Here is an 18,363-nt window from a genome sequence, read left to right on the forward strand (position 1 = left end):
AACAGAAAACAGGAGAATTTTTATTGACGTGGAATTACTTTAGTTAAGATTAAAATTTGAATATTTCAAATAGATGGGAAGAAGATAGATGAAAAGACAAATAGAATCATATCTTAATCAGGAGCAAAGACTAAAGGGCGCACTAATAGGGATTAGCATTAGGGAAGCGGAAACTGGCAAACAAATTTATGAGTATATGGGGGATACGAGACTTCATCCAGCCTCTAATATGAAGCTTTTGACCGCAGCAGCAAGTTTATCTGTTTTAGGAGAGAATTATCGGTTCTCTACGGAGTTATATACAGATGGAACAGTAGAAAAAGAAATAGTAGCAGGAAATCTTTATTTAGTTGGAAAAGGCGATCCAACCTTATTACCTGAAACTTTTTGTTCGTTTGCTTTTGAGTTAAAGACATTAGGCATTAAACATATTAGCGGTGATATTGTTGGTGACGATACTTGGTATGATAAGGAACGGCTCGCAAAAGATGTTATATGGAGTGATGAACAATATTATTATGCAGCACAAATTTCAGCATTAACTGTTTCTCCAGATACAGATTATGATGCAGGATCCATTTATGTAGCCATTCGTCCAGAGAAATACGGTGAAAAAGCTGCCGTTACCATATCGCCAGAAACAGCGTATGTCCAATTAGAAAATAATACGCTTACAGGGCAAGAAACAGATATAGAGGATCTAATTATAGAGCGAAATCATGGAGAGAATGTGATCAAGCTATCAGGAAGGATACCTAAAAATGGTGAAATGAAAGAAGAATGGATCGCCGTTTGGGAGCCGACCGGATACGCTTTAGACATGTTTCAACAGGCGTTGAAGGAGCATGGTATTACATGGTCAGGAATGATCAGGTATGGACAAGTGCCTGATACTGCAAAACTTTTGTATAGACATGCTTCGAAGCGATTAGCTGAAATAATTATTCCGTTTATGAAGCTTAGTAATAATACAATTGCTGAAGTACTTATAAAAGAAATGGGAAAAACGGTATATGGGAAGGGGAGCTGGGAGAAAGGGATTCATGTATTAAACAGAGAAATACAAAAATTGGGCTTGAAATCTGATACAATGGTTATACGTGACGGTTCGGGGATATCCCATGTAAATTTAATACCAGCTTCAGAAATAACAAAGCTATTATATACGGTCCAACAAGCAGAATGGTTCTCTGCTTTTGAATACTCGCTTCCACTTGCGGGAGCTGTTTCTCGGATGGTTGGTGGTACGTTACAAAATCGTATGCAACATGTAAATGTACGTGCCAAAACAGGAACAATTGATGGAGTAAGCACATTATCAGGATACTTAAAAAAAAGAAATGGCGAAAAATTAATTTTTTCCATTTTGATTAATAATTTACTGGATGAAGATGAAGGAAAAGACATAGAAGATAAAATTATAGATTTAGTAAATCATGTTGAGGAACGGTAGAAAAAGGGCAGTATGACATATTGTTTGTAGATTTTCTTGGGGAAGCGAGCAAGTCCTAAGAAGACGGATTTGCGTTGAAGTCTTAGAACAAAACGCTGTACGTTTTAAAGGCAACTATGAGGGGAAAAGCAATAGCAATAAAAAATAAAAAAGGACTTTGAGGTAATGACAGCGAACCAAGTTGGATTTGCATTTTTATATTTAGCAGCATTTTTGCTAATTGGAAAGTGGATTCGAGTCTGAGTGACTTAGTTACAGAACTTATTTTTACCATCTTCGATTATAGGGGGGGTTTTTAGCGTTAGCGCCGCGGATCATCCCTTACTATTGGTTGAAAGAGGTATTGGTGATTTTGGGCAATCATCAGGTATTACTGCTATAGGTTTATTATTAATGCGAATTGTCGATCCTAAAGGTGATACACCAGCCTTTGAAGGATTTGGTTATAAACAGCTAGTTTATAAAGCCTTTCTTGGCGGAGGACTAGTAACGGCATTATCGGTGTCGCTAATTTATCAATTTGGAGCAATTCCGTTTTTGATTTTTTGCGATGATTATGTGCTTAATTGGAGTCCTCGTAGGATTGCTGCATTTTGGGAAAAAATAATTAGTTAAATGTGTGTTCAAAAAAGAAGTAACGAATCGGTAAGTTTGTAGGCAGCGAGCTTTTGATCAGTAGAAGGAGTGCATTTAAGCAAAAGAGCTACCAGAAACGAGTCAATATAAAACCGGTGTGTTTGCTTGACTTTTTGAACAGCCTGTAGGGGTGAAGGCTTTTTGAATGAATATCATCTTCTTCTATTTTTAGCAGTAGGGTACCTTGTTTTTGCCATTGATAAAAAACAAACGTATTTTCCAGTTCCGGTAGTACTTGTAATAATTGGTATTCTTCTGTCGATAATCCCGTTTTTTCATGATGTCATGATTACAAAAGAAATGTTGTTTACATTTTTTCTTCCGGCTTTGTTATTTATTTCAGCTTATCAATTTTCAAGCAAAGCATGGCAGAGAAGCAAGTATATCATTATAACTTTAGGCACGATTGGGTTATTTTTAACGGTAGGGCTGCTCGGGATATTCATCTACACAGTAGCAAACTGGTTTGTACCGCTATCTCTTTTAGCTGCTTTACTGATAGCAGCTGTATTAGCGCCTACGGATCCGGTGTCAGTTGTTGCTATTTTAAAACAAGCTTCTCGAGATGAGGAAATATCTGAGATAGTCGAGGGCGAATCGATGCTTAATGATGGAACGAGCATTGTCGTTTTAGGTGTATTATTACAGATGTATACACAGAATACAGGGTTTAACTTTATTGAATTTGTTAACGAGTTTTTACTTGTTTCGTTTGGTGGGGCAGCGATTGGTATTTTATTCGGTTGGATTATGAGTAAGGCAATTTACTATACGGATCATTGGCAATACCAAGTAATGCTTAGCATTATTGTGGCCTATGGGAGCTTTTATTTAGGAGAGCTCATTGGGGTTTCAGGTGTATTATCAACGATCACTTCCGGTATGATGCTGTCGTATGAATTTGGGAAAACCATAGAAGAAAAGGATTTTCGCAGACAATTAGACGGTTTTTGGGGGATTGTAGAACCTACTATCTTATCCATCATTTTTTTGCTGATTGGTATTCAAGCAGCAACATACCTCACTTTTTCAGAATGGTTATTTGCGATTGCCATTTTTATCGGAACACTGTTGGTTCGATTTATTGTTATTATCATAATTACACAACTTCAGCCGACATGGAAAAAAACAATTTCTGTAAAAGATTGCGGCATTATAACGTGGGCAGGAATTAAAGGAACGATGTCAATTGCTCTAGTGCTTGGATTAAAGGCAACTTTTGGAAATGATGAGATGTTGTTAATCGCTCTTATTTTTGTAACTATTTTACTATCACTCGTCGTTCAAAGCGCAGGTGTTTATCCGATGATGAAAAAGTTGCAGCAAAAAGAAAAAAGAGTATAGTCCATGAAAAAACTCCACTGTTACTCATAGTGAAGTTTTTTTATTGTATGGAAGTTATATCCATTTTTATCCCGCATGTAAGGTGCCGTAAGACTCCCACTTTAAGAGTCTGAGTTGGTACAAAAGGGTCTAAGTGGGAGAAAACGGCACCTAAATGCCCGATTCGTTCAAGGGCCTTTAGGTCATACCCTTCTAGGTACTAACATTCAGTAGGAGATATGGAAGAAAACTCCTACTGAATGAAGTGTCACTTTATCTTCCCAGTTTGAGCGCTTTTAGCTTTTGTTCCACTATAGGAAAGTATAAAACTTTATGGTTTATAGTATAAGAAAAACTATAGCTTTCGCCATAAAGACTTGGCGACAAGCCAAGTCTTTCTAACAATCTAAGAGGTTAATCTTCGTTAGACAGTTTTAAGATATCTAAAATCTTAAAGAATAAGCTAAGCATGATGGCAGTTACCGTCGCTAACCCCATCCCTGATAATTGAACAGTACCGATTTGCACGGTTGTACCACTTACACCAATTACAAGTACCACGGTTGATAAAATTAAATTTTGTGAACGGCTATAATCTACATTAGCCTCAACTAGCATTCGTAAGCCACTTGCTGCAATAATTCCAAATAAAAGTAAGGAAATACCGCCCATAACAGCTGTTGGAATGGAAGAAATTAAGGCAGCGAGTTTTCCGACAAAAGAAAGAATAATTGCGATAATAGCTGCCATCCCGATAACCCATGTAGAATAAACGCGTGTAATAGCTAATACACCAATGTTTTCCCCATATGTTGTATTAGGTGTAGAGCCAAAAAAGCTGGAAATAATCGTAGAGATTCCATTTCCTGCTAACGATCTGTCAAGACCAGGTTTTTTTGTCAAATCTTTTTTTATAATATTTCCTGTAACGAATAAATGTCCTATATGCTCTGGAATAAGGACAATAGCAGCAGGTAAAATTGTTAAGATAGCGCCCCAGTCAAATTTCATTTGGTAAAAATCAGGTAGTGAAAACCAACTTGCTTCCTGAACAGCAGTAAGATCGACAAGACCGAAAAGAGAGGCGATAATATACCCAGCAATAATACCGAGTAAAATGGGAATGATTTTTAAGAAACCACGTAACGTTACCCAGCAAACAATAGTTATAACTAATGTTAATAAAGAAACAATTGCTGTATCTGGATCTATTGTCCATGACTTATCTGCACCAGCAGGAGCAATCCAACCGGCCATTTCTGCTGCAGTAGGAACTAGTTCGAGCCCAATTACAGATACAATAGCACCCATGGCGGCAGGTGGAAAAATAACATCGATCCAACTAGTTCCAGCAAATTTAATAATGAATGCAACTAGAGATAGAACAACACCTACAGCAAAGAAACCTCCTAATGCATAACTATATCCATCACCACCTGTGTAATCTGCTAAAACTGCAGATACAGGAGCAATAAAGGCGAAACTTGATCCCAAGTAAGCGGGAATTTTCCCTTTTGTAATAAATAGATAAATGATTGTTCCAATCCCGTTCATTAATAATATCGTTGCTGGATTAACACCAAATAAAATAGGTACAAGAACGGTAGATCCAAACATAGCGAATAAATGTTGAATACTAAGTGGTAGACTCGTTAAAAAAGGCAATCGCTCGTCTACTTGAATTTCTGTATGTTGTGCCATCTTGAGTTCCTCCTTGAAAATTTCCAACAGTTACCACTTAAAAACAGAAAAGCACCCTGCCTTGTAAGGGCAGGGTGCTTGAATAAGAAGATCAGCAAAACACATTTTTTCTCTTATTCACAGATTTCCATCTGTTTCACCTTAGCAGCCTCACAGGACTGAATTAAAGGTAACCGTCTAAATATATCTATGTTATTATGCCAGTTAATAAACTTTTTGTCAATCATAGAAAGATGAAAATTTAACACAGCATGCTATTCCAGGCTTTAGAAATATCCAAACTATTAGAAAAATTAGGTGAACTTTTGTGCCTTTGGACGGTGAACTTAATTCCATCTGTGTGCTATGGAGGATGTTCAATAAATCTGTATAAATGACACCATTGAAACTCATTGACAAGCTTATGTTTCTAAATACAACCATTTCGTACTCCAAAACGACGCCGCTTCGAACTTTTATGCGCAGGATGTGCTTAGTGTCGGCACTGCAAACGGATAAGTAAGATTTCTTAAAAAGTGTATTTCTTTTTCAAGGACAAGTAAAACTCTGACAGTGATACATCGTAGCTTTCTCATGGTTAAGGAAACACCGACAGCAACCCATCGCAGTTTTTCAAGGGAGTCCAGTCTTAACCGCCTCCGTCTTTTTGACTCTTTTTTAACAAGCACGCTTAAAGCCATTTTTGCAGTTCTCCTTTTAAAATCTTTCCACTTGTTGTCTTAGGCAACTCTTCGACAAATGAAATTCCTTGCGGACATGAAGAATTCTTAGATTTTTCTTTACAAAATGAGAGGATTTCCTTCTTAGATACCTGTTGTTTATTTTTTAGAACAACAAAGGCATGGGCAATTTCACCAATTTCCTTATGTGGTACCGGAATGATAGCCACTTCTTCTATTTTGGGATGCTGTAATAATAGCTTTTCTAAATAGGCAATTGAAATGCCTTCATCCGGGATATCTTTACGAGCTTCTTTCACATGAATGCGACCATCTTCATCAACTGTTCCTTTATCTCCAGTGAAAATCCATCCGTCTTCCAGCACTGGATGAAACTGTGCATGCTGTAGTGTTCCATTTCCTTTGACGATAATATCTCCAACTTCCTTCCCGTTATGAGCAACATCTTCTCCCTTATGATTAACAACACGTACTTTTGTTTGATTCATAAAAACCCCACCTTATTTCCTTTATTCTTCATATGCGATATTATAAAAATTATATCATAATTTTTTGAAAGCGTTTTATTTAATGTTTTAAATTTCTTAACGAGTTCTTCTTGCAAGTTATGAGTTTAAAAAACAATGGGTGCAACTAGATTTTCCTAAATGTACAAATCTAAGAATTAAAGTTCGGTTTCAAATGAAATAGGTAAATAGTTAATAAATAGGAAAATTGTCTCTAGTTATTAGATTAAATATAAAAATTTTGTTATGATTAATATGTTGAAAAATAGGTATAAGCGATTCTATATTGTATATTTGAATCATCATATATTATAGAGAGAACGCTTTTCCTGTGAATATATAAGTAAATATATGGAAGGTGGAAGTTTTATGAGTTTTAACAAACCCAAGATAGTGATCTTAGGTGCTGGTTATGCTGGTCTAACGACAACTAGACGTCTTTTACAAAAACTATCTCCAGAACAAGCAGAAATTATTCTAGTTAACAAACACAATTATCATTATGAATCTACATGGTTACATGAGGTTGCTGCTGGAACAATTAATCCAAATCAAGCCCGAGTGATGATTAGTGATGTAATTAACCCAAATAAAGTTCGCCTTGTATTTGATGCAGTAAAAAGAATAGATAAAGATGAACAACGTGTAATTTTAGAAAACAGTGAACTTGAATATGATTATCTTGTTGTTGCACTTGGCTTTGAATCAAATGATTTTGGAATTAAAGGAATGGCTGAATATGCTTTTGCAATTGAAGATATTGAGTCAAGTCGCTTAATCAGTGAACACATAGAATACCAATTTGCTAAATATCAAAGTGGGGAAGAAGTAGACGAACATAGCTTAAATATTCTAGTTGGTGGAGCCGGATTTACAGGAATTGAATTTGTAGGAGAGCTCGCTGAACGTATACCGCAGTTATGTAAAAAATACGATATCGACCGCAGTAAAGTAAGAATTATCAACGTAGAGGCTGCTCCATCTATTCTGCCAATGTTTGATAAGGAATTAGTTGCTTATGCTAAAAAGTCCTTAGAAGATCGCGGGGTAGAAATTAAAATCGGTGCCCCTATTTCCGAATGTACACCGGAAGGCTTTATCGTTGGAGAAGATAAAGAACTAATAAAAGCTGGAACTATTGTTTGGACAGGTGGAGTAAAGGGAAGCTCTGTACTAGGTGAGTCGGGCTTTGAATTAGTAAAAGGAAAAGTGAATGTAAATAGTGATTTACGTATGCCTGAAGAAGAAAATATATTTGTAATGGGTGACTGTTCTTGGGTTTGGAATAAAGAAGAAGATCGTCCATATCCTCCAACTGCTCAATTAGCCATGCAGGAAGCTGATGTTGTTGCAGCAAACTTGGTTGCTTTACTTAACAATGAACCATTAACTGATTTTGTATTTGAAAGTAAAGGTACAGTCGCATCACTTGGTCTTTCTGATGGTATTGGAAGCATTTTTAATGATTATAAGATTAAAGGAAAAGCTGCTGCTTCAATGAAAAAAGTAGTAGATAATCGCTCACTATTCCTTATGGGTGGACCTAAATTAGTGCTTAAAAAAGGAAAATTCCGCCCTTTCTAAGAACTTAGATCGTTAAATTTTATCCCGCATGTAAGGTACCGTAAGACTCCCACTTCAAGACCTGAGTTGATACAAAAGGGTCTAAGTGGGAGAAAACGGCACCTAAATGCCCGATTTGTTCAACTAACATTCAGTAGGAGATGGAAGAAAACTCCTACTGAATGAAGTTTCACTTTATAAGGAGGCTTTACAAATATGAAAAATAAGACGCTATGTAGTATTTTATTAGTAATTGCTTCGTTGATAGGGTATAGGCTGTTAAATGATTATCTAGAAGATCAACGTGATTTTAGATAATCATTCAGTAGAAACCAGCTTATGACAAGTCATAAGCTGGTTTCTACATTATCTAGGAAATTATATATCCACTTTTACATCATGGATAACTTTTTTACACTATAGGAAAGTATAAAATTTTAGGGTTTATAGTATAAGAAAAACCACAACTTTCGCCATAAAGACTTGCCGATAAGTCAATATCGGCTCGAATCTAAAGGAAGGCCGACTAAAAGCGGATTTGCCGCTCAGGCGTCGGCATGCCCCTGTTGCAGGAGCATGTTTCCTATATCCCAAATGTAACGATTTCTCATTTGAGAAGTCTGCTTATTATTTTACGAACTTTATGAGAGAAACGACTCCTAAATCCCCGATTCGTTTAACTAACATTCAAGGAGAAAAGCACTCCTTGAATGAAGTTTCACTTTATTTTATGAATGACCTTATAATAAATTAGCAATACTACGTACAGGAGGTCATTTACATGAAGAGAGTAATCATCATTGCTTCTTTGTTATTTTGTTTGGTAATACCGGAGTTTGTTAATGCTGAAAGCGAGCATCCATCTGATGTTTTTATTAAAAAAGTTGAAGTGAATCAATACAACTTAAATGAAGTTGATCAATTGTTTATTGATCAGCGAAGGTTACAAACATTAATACAACAATTAAAACAAAAAATATATCAACCCCCCGTTAATGCAAGAATTAATCAGAAAGGAAAAATTATTCCTGAACAATTAGGAACGACTGTTGATACAGATGCGTTTCATATTTTGTTTCATAAAACGTTTTATGATGCTACAGCTAAAGGATTTAACGTACCTACGATGCCAGTCTATCCTCGTGTTGATAAAACATTACTAGAAGAAATTAGTAAAAAACAATTAGGGAGCTATGTAACTCACTATAAAGAAAAAAATCAAGAAAGAACACGTAATATTGAGCTTTCCGCCAAAGCCATTGATAATCATGTTGTATTCCCTGGAGAATTATTCTCATTTAATAAAGTAGTCGGCGAAAGAACAATAGATAAAGGGTATAAACGAGCACCAGTTATTGTTAAAGGGGAGTTATCGGAAGATGTCGGGGGCGGAATATGCCAAGTATCTTCTACCTTATTTAATGCTGTTAATTTGGAAGGAATTGAAATTGTGGAAAGGTACACACATAGTAAGCAAGTGCCGTATGTTCCTCCGGGAAAAGATGCGACGGTAAGCTGGTGGGGACCTGATTTCAGCTTTAAGAATAGATATAATCAACCTCTTTTAATTCGAGCGGATGCAAATAATGGCAAAATGAGAGTACGAATATTTTCTTCAGATATAGCTGAGAATTTTGGCGGTCAAAAATAAAGTAATTTGTAAACGAATCCTGGGTGTATGATGTAGGAGTCTGTATAATAAATAATTGGGGCCCACCCTGAGATTTGTGTGATATGCTCCCCTTTAAGTAGACAGATTAAAAAATAAAAATCTGTTGACCTAAAGGGGAGTGTTCTTGTGTTTAATAAACGGTTTTCCAAAGAGGAAAAATATAAAATCTTAATGGTTTATGAACAAGGTAGACGGTGATTTACTTAATTGTTTCTTATAGAAAATTCATCCCTGTTTATGGGCTTCAATTGCAAAGCTAAGCTTTACTTCATCGCCAACAAGTACGCCACCAGTTTCCAGCGTTTGATTCCATGTTAGTCCAAAATCTTTACGGCTAATCGATGTTTCTCCATTAAAACCGGCAACCATGTTTCCACTCATTGGGTCCTTACTTTGGCCCCCAAGTTCAACAGCCACAGTAATAGGCTTTGTCGTACCACGAAGAGTAAGATCACCTACTACCCCATAATTGGTTTCTGACTTTTTATTAATTTCTTTCGATACAAACGTTGCTTTCGGAAATTTTTCTGTATCAAAAAAATCTGCAGAGCGCAAATGATCATCCCGGTCTTTATTGCGTGTATCAATACTATTTACATCAACAGTAAGTTCAATTTTTGCATTGGTTAAAGCATCCAAATCTGCTTCAATTGTTCCATCAAAATCATTAAATGTACCTTTTGCTCGAGAAATCATCATATGCTTCACTGAAAAGCTGATTTCACTATGAACAGCATCCACTTTCCAAATAGATTTCGTCACTATAAACACCTCTCTAATAACTTATTCTTTGTTTGTTACTTTATGTAACTAAGTATAAAATAGGAACTTTGTATTGTCAAGTAATCATTGACTGATCATCTCTTCGTCATTTTTGTTTCGCTAAGGCTCCAAAATCATCATGTCAAGCAGTCGTATGAGAAAAGAAGGATCTTAGTAAGAAAGAAAACTAATTCTCAGAAAGTTATTCATTTACATTTGATGTGAGATAGAATGTCACTTTTGTATTACGTTTACCCACAGCAGAATAATTTAAAACAAAAGTTTATCCTGCATGTAAAGTGCCGTAAGATTCCCACTTCAAGAACCTAAGTTGGTACAAAAGGGTCTAAGTGGGAGAAAACGGCACCTAAATGCCCGATTCGTTCAAGGGCCTTGAGGTCATACCCTTGTGTAATAACATTCAGTAGGAGATGGAAGAAAACTCCTACTGAATGAAGTTTCACTTTATTCGCGTGCCAAAAGTGAAGGAAAGTGAAAAACAGTAGAAGGAAAGAGATTATTTGGAAAAAGAAGGAGCGGCTATAAATAGATAAAGGGATATTAATTCTGTAATACACATGTTGCCTTCTAATCAGGTATTAGTAGTTTTTGATCGGACACCCAATAGATAGTGAATTGCTTGAACAACCTATTACAACAACTTATAATAACTACTTCGGTTATTGCATGGTTTAAAAACAATGATGTAACTACAAAAGAGAAACAACAACAGCAAGTATTACAAGCTAACGGACTAATTAGTTCGCTAAAAGATAAGAAGAATTGTTAGCTTTTTGATAGGATGGTTTTAGACTTGGGATATGAAATGTTTTTTATATAATAGGTGAGTAATCTAAAGGATATGTATCAATTATTTTTTATAGCAAAACCATATACAATTTGAATTAAAATGTTTTTTGAAAATTAATTTAATTTCAAGTCTATGTTCAAAAAGGGAGCTAAAAAAGGAATTAAACTACTTATTATGTTCATGGGGTAAAAAAGTTGGGATTGTCAAAATATCTAACCTAGTGTAAGTTTTCATCACACGAGTAGGTAGTACATTTTATTGTGATAGAAAAAGACGATTTGTTTGAATAAAACATAGTGGATTATTCAAAGGAAGGAGAAAAGATAAAGCGTCAACGAACCTTATTTTTAGTAGAAGTTGCTATTTTTGCAGCCTTTGCTTTATTATCTGATATTATTCCATTTTTATCTTTTAAAATTTGGGCGTAAGGTGGTTCGGTATCTTTTGCTATGATTCCGATTTTTATTGTTGCTTTTCGGTGGGGAGTAAAAGGAGGACTCTTGGCTGGGTTTTTATGGGGTGTTTTGCAGATTGCTGTTGGCACCGCTTATATTTTATATCCAGTTCAGGGATTTATTGATTATGCACTTGCTTTTACCGTATTAGGATTTACAGGTGTTTTTGCTGAGAAAATTAAACAGGCAGTACGGCAAAACAAAACAAAAAAGTATTTGGCTTATATTGTTTTAGGCGTGCTGTTAGGCTGCGGATTACGTTTTATTGTCCATTATATTGCTGGAGTTACCTTTTTTGAATCAGCAATTAAAGGACAGCCAGTTTGGTTATATTCACTAATTTATAATGCTTCTTACATGATTCCAGCATTTCTACTGAGTGCTGCTGTCATCATATTGTTATTTCATAATCATCCTCGGGCATTACTGTAAAAACCGGCGGCCTAAACTTAAGGCTAAGTACAAGGCACATTTTAAGATTTACCTCTGACGCTTACAGCTGAAATGTGAAGGATATAACAAAATATCATTCCGTTTAAAACAGCTATGAGAATACTAAACTTGCTAAGAAAGCGACATCTTAAAATGAACTAAACTCTCAAAAAATGCATAGGCTATAGCACACTTATTAGAGAGGAAGGTTTAATGATGGAGCTATCTTTACCTCATTTTTTATATGGTCTATTTACATTAATCATAATCGGAACCATGATCATGCGAAAAGGTGTTGTCCTTCCAACTTTATTAGGTACATTTTTTATTGCTTGGTTGTACAAAGGAAGTATCGTAGATGGGTTTACAGCAATTTTTAAAGCGAATTTAGTTGCAGCGCAAGAACTGTTTAGCATCTTTCTGATTATTACGTTTATGCTAGCTTTATTAAATTCGCTTAGAGATCTAGGGGCAGATAAGCACATGATTCAGCCCATTCAAAAATTGATGGTTAATGGGCATATATCCTATTTTGTATTAGTTGCAGTAACCTATGTTATTTCCTTGTTTTTTTGGCCGACATCTGCCGTTCCGTTAGTTTGCGCTTTGTTAGTACCGGCAGCTATACGAGCAGGATTACCGGCGGCTACAGCTGCAGTAGCAATCGCAATTGCAGGACAAGGTATGGCTCTTTCCTCTGATTATATTGTTCAAGTAGCTCCAAACTTATCTGCTGTCTCTGCAGGTGTTGAGACAGCCGCGGTAGCAGAGCAAGCGTTAATTTTATCCTTAATTGCAGGTGGAATTGCTATTGGTTTAGCTTATATATTGTATCGGAAAACCATTCGCACTAAAGTAGACCCTTTAAATAATCAAGAACTTAAAAATATGCAAAACATTGGAGAAAGAACTCAAGAGCAACAAGGACCAAGACTGAAAACATGGAGTAAGATCTTTGCTGTTATTGTTCCACTAACGTTAGTTGCGGTAGTCATTTATATGGTTTATGAAAAACTTAATTCCGGAAGAATGAGTGGGTTAGAAGAAGGAGATGGTGCTGCTTTTATAGGTGGAGTTGCGGTTATTCTTCTGCTATTATCGACTATTGTTCTTCGAAAGCAACAAGCACTGGATTATGTCACCAAACATATTACGGATGGATTTGTTTTTGCTTTTAAAGCGATGGGACCAGTAATTCCCATCGCAGGATTTTTCTTTTTAGGCAGTGCGGATTTCTCAGCAAATATATTGAGTTTGGAAAATCAAGCACCAGCGTTTTTATTTGATTTTGTGCAGTCAACCCAAGCATATTTACCACAAAATGAATGGTTATCAGCATTAAGCATTTTAATAATCGGAATTGTTACTGGATTAGACGGTTCAGGATTTTCAGGTCTGCCATTAATAGGTGCACTAGCAGCCTCTCTTACTACAAGTGGAATGGATACAGCCACTCTGGCTGCAATTGGACAAATAGGAACGATATGGACGGGAGGAGGAGCTCTGGTTGCTTGGTCTTCACTTATTGCAATTGCAGGATTTTGTGGAGTACCTGTAATGGAGCTTGTTCGGAAAAACTTTATTCCCGTGATTTGTGGCTTATTTGTAGCAACTCTGGCTGCTGTGATGATTTTTTAAGAATAGAAAGTTATTTATTAACCTGAATCTCATAATAACATGGGATTCAGGTTTTTAACATTATCCCACTACTTTCGGATAACGTCTTAAAAACATGTAATATAAAACAAAAAACAATAATATAGTACACATAGAAAGTCCATTTATTTTATTATTCAAAACTATTTTACGTTTAAATAAATTAAAGCTAAAAAAATAAAAAAGCGTTTTCAAAGTGGTTTACTAAAAAAGGGGGGAGAGGGATGTCTAGTATACTAGTGGCTGTTATTGGAATAATTGTTTTTGCTTTAGGTTATCGCTATTATTCTAAATTTGTCGCGGAAAAGATTTTTAAACTAGATCCAAATTATGTTACACCTGCATATCGCTATAAAGATGGGGTAGATTTTGTTCCAACAAATAAATTTGTTTTATGGGGACATCATTTCACATCTGTTGCTGGAGCTGCACCAATTCTTGGGCCAGCTATTGCTGTTTACTGGGGATGGTTGCCGGCATTTTTATGGGTCGTTTTAGGTACCGTATTTGCTGCCGGTGTTCATGACTTTGGTACACTAGTTTTATCGGTACGTAATAAGGGGCAATCCGTTGGAACATTGGCTCATCGCTTAGTTGGTCAACGTGCAAAGATATTGTTTTTATTCATTATTCTTATCCTTGTATTAATGGTAAATGCAGTATTTGCCTGGGTTATTTCCAACTTATTTATTTCCTACCCGGCAAGTGTTTTACCGGTGTTTATTCAAATTCCTTTAGCCGTTTGGATTGGGTATGCGGTATACAAACGAAATGCCAAGATGCTTCTTCCATCCGTGGTAGCTTTAATTATTATGTATGGAGTTGCCATTTTATCAAGTAAGATTGAAATATTGCAAATTGACTTTGTCCAGTATTTAGGTGGCGAAGGGGGCGCGGGAATATTTGGACTAAGTACCGTGTCTTCGGCATTCTTTATTTGGATTATTATTTTAATGGTCTATGTTTATATAGCTTCCACGTTACCGGTTTGGAAATTATTACAGCCACGAGATTTTATTAATTCACATCAGCTTGTTGTTGGCTTAGGAATTTTATATTTAGGATTACTGTTTACCAACCCTGAAATGACTGCGCCAGCAACAAATGCTAATGCAGATACACCATGGCTACCATTATTATTTATTACGATTGCTTGTGGAGCTATATCTGGATTTCATGGTCTGGTATCTTCTGGAACTTCTTCTAAACAATTAAATAAAGAAACGGATGCCCGATTTGTTGGTTATTTAGGTGCAATTGGTGAAGGTATATTGGCACTAATTTCTATTATTGCAGTTGCAACGTTTTTTACCAGCACCCGAGACTTTTCAAATGTATATCAGAGCTTTGCTGATGCTAATGCGGATGGCCTGGGAGTATTTGTAGAAGGTGCGGCTGTATTAGCAGGAGGACTTGGCATTCCGAGTGATGTTGCAGTTACCATTGTATCCATTATTGTAGTTAGCTTTGCGGCTACAACGCTTGATACGTCCGTGCGACTAATGCGCTACATTATTTCTGAACTGGGTAGTGAATACAAACTTCCAGCGTTAACTAAAGCTCATGTCGCAACATCCATTGCTGTTATCTCCAGTACCGCACTTGTTTTACTCCCGGAAGGCCCGAAAGGATTTGGGTCTGGTGGCTATCAATTATGGCCATTGTTTGGTACTGCCAATCAACTCTTAGCAGCAATTAGTTTAATGTTAATCGCAGTTTGGTTAAAGCGGTTAGGAAGAAATTATGCACTCGTACTGATTCCAATGATATTTTTGATGGTAATGACGCTTTATGCTATGTTCCAGCAGGTTGCTTTTGAATGGTCATGGATGGGAAGTACACCTAACACATTATTATTCATTTTAGGAGCGATTATATTTATATTTGCCATCTGGATTATCATCACAGCTTTTTCAGTTTTACGAAAAGATTATGAACGCCCATTAGATGGATAGTAACGGCTTTTAAAAATAAAAGGGGATTAATTCCCCTTTATGTCTTTAATGGTGTCAAAGATCTGATTAAATATCGTTGGTATGTTTTTAGTGGATTTCTTTTTTAACTACAGCTAACAGTTATTTTGCTTTTGAATACATTTAAAGGGGCAGATAAAGATGCTTGAACAAATTAAAAAACTTGTCCACTACTATGAGGAAGTTATTAGTTTACCGCATCGTCAAGAGATCGCACGGGAGTTAAGGCATGAAGATGATATATTTTTATTATTACTTTATTCAGAGATGATTGGAATTCCTAATCCAGTCTATTATTACACATTAGAACTATATCCGTATATATTAGAAAAGTTCCATGACTGGCATCTGCGAATGGGAATGGAAAAATCACCTTTATCCGGTATTCGCTGCTGTTAATTATCAAGTAGGGGGGGAAGAGAAATGGAAGACTTCCTAAAAAAAATTATCTTTGTAGGTGGTAAGGGAGGAGTGGGAAAGTCGACATCTGCCGCTGCGCTTGCTTGGAACAGAGTAAAAGAAGAAACACAAACACTGCTTATATCCACCGACCCCGCCCATAATCTAGGTTATATATTTAATCAGAAAATTGGAGGACGAATAAAAAAGATCAGTAAACATTTACAAGTCATAGAAATTGATCCAGATCATGAAACCAAAGTCTATATTAACGAGGTAAAAGAAAATATCAAGCATTTAATCCAGCCACAAATGATGGATGAGGTAAATCGTCAACTCGACACAGTACGGGCATCCCCTGGTGCAGATGAAGCAGCACTATTTAATAAACTAGTGTCAATCATTTTGGAAGAAAAACATCATTTTGATCAAATCATTATCGATACCGCACCGACTGGTCATACCATTCGGCTACTAACGTTACCTGAGTTAATGGGTGTTTGGATAGAAGGCCTATTACAACGGCGAAAAAAGACGAATGAAAACTATACACAACTATTAAATGATGGAGAACCAATTGAAGATCCTATTTATGAAGTATTACTTAAACGGAAGGAACGATTTACTAAAGCTCGTGAGTTGTTATTAGATGATCAAACAACAGGATTTATTTTTGTAGTTAATCCAGAGAGTCTGTCTATTACAGAAACAGAAAAAGCAATTCATTTTCTTGTAAAACATGGCCTACATGTAAAAACATTAATAATAAATAAAGTCTTACCAGAGGAGGTAGAAGGAGATTTTTTACATCAGCGAAAACAAATGGAACGTTCGTATATGAAAAGAATAGAAGCCACTTTTACGGATCAAACAAAAGTGTATGTTCCTTTATTTGCTAGTGATATTATTGATATAATACAATTAGAAAAATTCAGTTCCTTCTATTCCACTGGTGATGTGTAAAAAAATTCCAAAAGATAAAGACACATAGAAACTTGTGGTAGCAAAAGTTTCAGCAAAGTGAAAGACTTGTGTTTAGAAATACTAAGTGTAAGAAAAAAGCACCGAAGCCGAATAGTTCGATGTGATTATTGGAAACATTCTCTAGAGTATGAGGACTATTAGTTATCTATGCTAGAATTAGTGGCGCTTAAAACTTTTCTTTACATAAGCAAAAAATTCTGAAAAAAATAATTGGAAAGAGGTAGGGATTTCTATGAAAGCATTTGTCCATGAACGTGATGCATTAATAGTGAAGGAAATGGAAGAGCCAATTCCTAAAGCAAATGAAGTATTAGTTAAACTCAAAGCAGCGGGACTTAATCGTCGAGATCTATATATTTCTCAGCGACGAAAGGGTGTTGAATCACCACTTATTTTAGGTTCAGATGGAGCAGGAGTAATAGAAAAAGTTGGCGAAGAAGTTCAAGGGGTGCAGGTAGGGGATGAAGTTATCGTAAATCCATCGCTAGGATGGTTTGATAATAGTGATGCACCACCTGCAGGGTATGAAATATTAGGAATGCCTGATCATGGTACTTTTGCTGAAAAAATTGCCATTGATTATCGTCAAGTGGAGAAAAAGCCCGCTCACTTATCGTGGCAGGAAGCCGGAGTGCTTACATTATCTGGGTTAACAGCATATCGAGCACTGTTTACTAAAGGACAAATGAAGGCAGGAGAAACGGTATTTATTCCTGGTGCCGGGAGTGGTGTAGCTACGTTTTTAGTTGCATTTGCAAAAAATATTGGTGCAAAGGTGATTGTAACATCCCGAAGCAGAGAAAAACTGGAACAAGCAAAATCATTGGGAGCCGATATACTGCTCCATAATGAGAATGATTGGAAAGAGGCGTTGAAATCGGAAACAGTGGATCTCGTCATCGATAGTATAGGGCGAGCTACCTTTCAACGATCCCTCGATGTGTTGAAAAAGGGCGGAAGAATGGTTGTGTTTGGTGCTACGACGGAGGATACAGTGACCATCAATTTACGTGAATTTTTCTATGGTCAGTATCAACTGTTTGGCTCAACGATGGGAAGCAGACAAGAGTTGGCAGCGATGCTTGCTCATGTTGAACAATATCAATTACACCCGGTTGTCGATAAAACTTTTTCATTACAAGCTATGCCAGAGGCGCTGGATTATTTAAAGGATAATCACCAATTCGGAAAGATAGCTATTGATTTATCCATATTATAAACAAAAGCTAGAAGTGCTTGTTTAGTGGCTTACAAACTGGAGAACTTCTGACGAGATAAAGTGAAACTTCATTCAAGGAGTGCTTTTCTCCTTGAATGTTAGTACCGCAAGGGTATGACCTAAAGGCCTTTAAACGAA

The 18,363-nt window shown here is 36.3% G+C and carries 14 protein-coding genes and 1 pseudogene; 12 read left to right on the top strand and 3 right to left on the bottom strand.

Features of this window, described 5'->3' with window-relative positions:
* Positions 1 to 88 precede the first annotated feature (88 nt).
* The 3 genes from dacB (at position 89) to KQI21_RS06400 (ending at position 3,433) form a co-directional block, all read left to right on the top strand.
* Complete coding sequence (gene dacB, locus KQI21_RS06390; protein WP_216483309.1) at positions 89 to 1,453, top strand: D-alanyl-D-alanine carboxypeptidase/D-alanyl-D-alanine endopeptidase; 1,365 nt, start codon at positions 89 to 91, stop codon at positions 1,451 to 1,453.
* A 327-nt stretch (positions 1,454 to 1,780) separates the two neighbouring features.
* Positions 1,781 to 2,068 (top strand): hypothetical protein, encoded by a 288-nt coding sequence (locus KQI21_RS06395; protein WP_216483311.1) that lies wholly within the window; start codon positions 1,781 to 1,783, stop codon positions 2,066 to 2,068.
* Between the two features lie 162 nt (positions 2,069 to 2,230).
* A complete protein-coding gene (locus tag KQI21_RS06400; RefSeq protein ID WP_216483313.1) occupies positions 2,231 to 3,433 on the top strand; it encodes a cation:proton antiporter in 1,203 nt (400 codons plus the stop codon).
* Between the two features lie 393 nt (positions 3,434 to 3,826).
* Here the strand turns inward: KQI21_RS06400 and uraA are convergent, their stop codons facing one another.
* Together uraA and KQI21_RS06410 are read right to left on the bottom strand one after the other, a co-directional pair.
* Positions 3,827 to 5,113 (bottom strand): uracil permease, encoded by a 1,287-nt coding sequence (gene uraA, locus KQI21_RS06405; protein ID WP_216483315.1) that lies wholly within the window; start codon positions 5,111 to 5,113, stop codon positions 3,827 to 3,829.
* 670 nt (positions 5,114 to 5,783) lie between these two features.
* Positions 5,784 to 6,281, bottom strand: a complete 498-nt coding sequence (locus KQI21_RS06410; RefSeq protein ID WP_216483317.1) for an AMP-binding enzyme — start codon at positions 6,279 to 6,281, stop codon at positions 5,784 to 5,786.
* 387 nt (positions 6,282 to 6,668) lie between these two features.
* Here KQI21_RS06410 and KQI21_RS06415 point away from each other — a divergent pair, with 387 nt between their 5' ends.
* Positions 6,669 to 7,883: an NAD(P)/FAD-dependent oxidoreductase gene (locus tag KQI21_RS06415; RefSeq protein WP_216483319.1), complete on the top strand. Its 1,215-nt coding sequence runs from the start codon at positions 6,669 to 6,671 to the stop codon at positions 7,881 to 7,883.
* A gap of 760 nt (positions 7,884 to 8,643) precedes the next feature.
* Positions 8,644 to 9,513, top strand: a complete 870-nt coding sequence (locus KQI21_RS06420) for a VanW family protein (protein ID WP_216483320.1) — start codon at positions 8,644 to 8,646, stop codon at positions 9,511 to 9,513.
* A 246-nt stretch (positions 9,514 to 9,759) separates the two neighbouring features.
* Here the strand turns inward: KQI21_RS06420 and KQI21_RS06425 are convergent, their stop codons facing one another.
* Complete coding sequence (locus KQI21_RS06425; protein WP_216483323.1) at positions 9,760 to 10,296, bottom strand: YceI family protein; 537 nt, start codon at positions 10,294 to 10,296, stop codon at positions 9,760 to 9,762.
* A gap of 631 nt (positions 10,297 to 10,927) precedes the next feature.
* Between KQI21_RS06425 and KQI21_RS06430 the strand changes: the two genes are divergently transcribed.
* The 7 genes and pseudogenes from KQI21_RS06430 (at position 10,928) to KQI21_RS06460 (ending at position 18,225) form a co-directional block, all read left to right on the top strand.
* Complete coding sequence (locus KQI21_RS06430) at positions 10,928 to 11,086, top strand: phage holin (protein ID WP_309245513.1); 159 nt, start codon at positions 10,928 to 10,930, stop codon at positions 11,084 to 11,086.
* A 344-nt stretch (positions 11,087 to 11,430) separates the two neighbouring features.
* A pseudogene (thiT, locus tag KQI21_RS06435) lies at positions 11,431 to 11,994 on the top strand (energy-coupled thiamine transporter ThiT).
* Positions 11,995 to 12,210: 216 nt separating this feature from the next.
* Positions 12,211 to 13,632 (top strand): hypothetical protein, encoded by a 1,422-nt coding sequence (locus tag KQI21_RS06440; protein WP_216483409.1) that lies wholly within the window; start codon positions 12,211 to 12,213, stop codon positions 13,630 to 13,632.
* Positions 13,633 to 13,874: 242 nt separating this feature from the next.
* Positions 13,875 to 15,605 carry a carbon starvation CstA family protein gene (locus KQI21_RS06445; RefSeq protein WP_216483325.1) on the top strand — a complete coding sequence of 577 codons (1,731 nt, stop codon included), beginning with the start codon at positions 13,875 to 13,877 and terminating at the stop codon, positions 15,603 to 15,605.
* Positions 15,606 to 15,764: 159 nt separating this feature from the next.
* Entirely contained in the window at positions 15,765 to 16,022 is a 258-nt protein-coding gene (locus tag KQI21_RS06450; protein WP_216483327.1) for a cory-CC-star protein, read from the top strand.
* 24 nt (positions 16,023 to 16,046) lie between these two features.
* On the top strand, positions 16,047 to 16,985 hold the full coding sequence (locus KQI21_RS06455; protein ID WP_216483329.1) for an ArsA family ATPase: 939 nt from the start codon (positions 16,047 to 16,049) through the stop codon (positions 16,983 to 16,985).
* A gap of 253 nt (positions 16,986 to 17,238) precedes the next feature.
* The gene (locus tag KQI21_RS06460; protein WP_216483331.1) at positions 17,239 to 18,225 is read left to right on the top strand and encodes a zinc-binding dehydrogenase; all 987 of its coding nucleotides are present in this window, start codon (positions 17,239 to 17,241) and stop codon (positions 18,223 to 18,225) included.
* Positions 18,226 to 18,363 lie beyond the last annotated feature (138 nt).

The sequence above is a fragment of the Virgibacillus proomii genome, assembly GCF_018916875.1.
In the GTDB taxonomy this organism is placed as follows: domain Bacteria; phylum Bacillota; class Bacilli; order Bacillales; family Amphibacillaceae; genus Virgibacillus; species Virgibacillus proomii_B.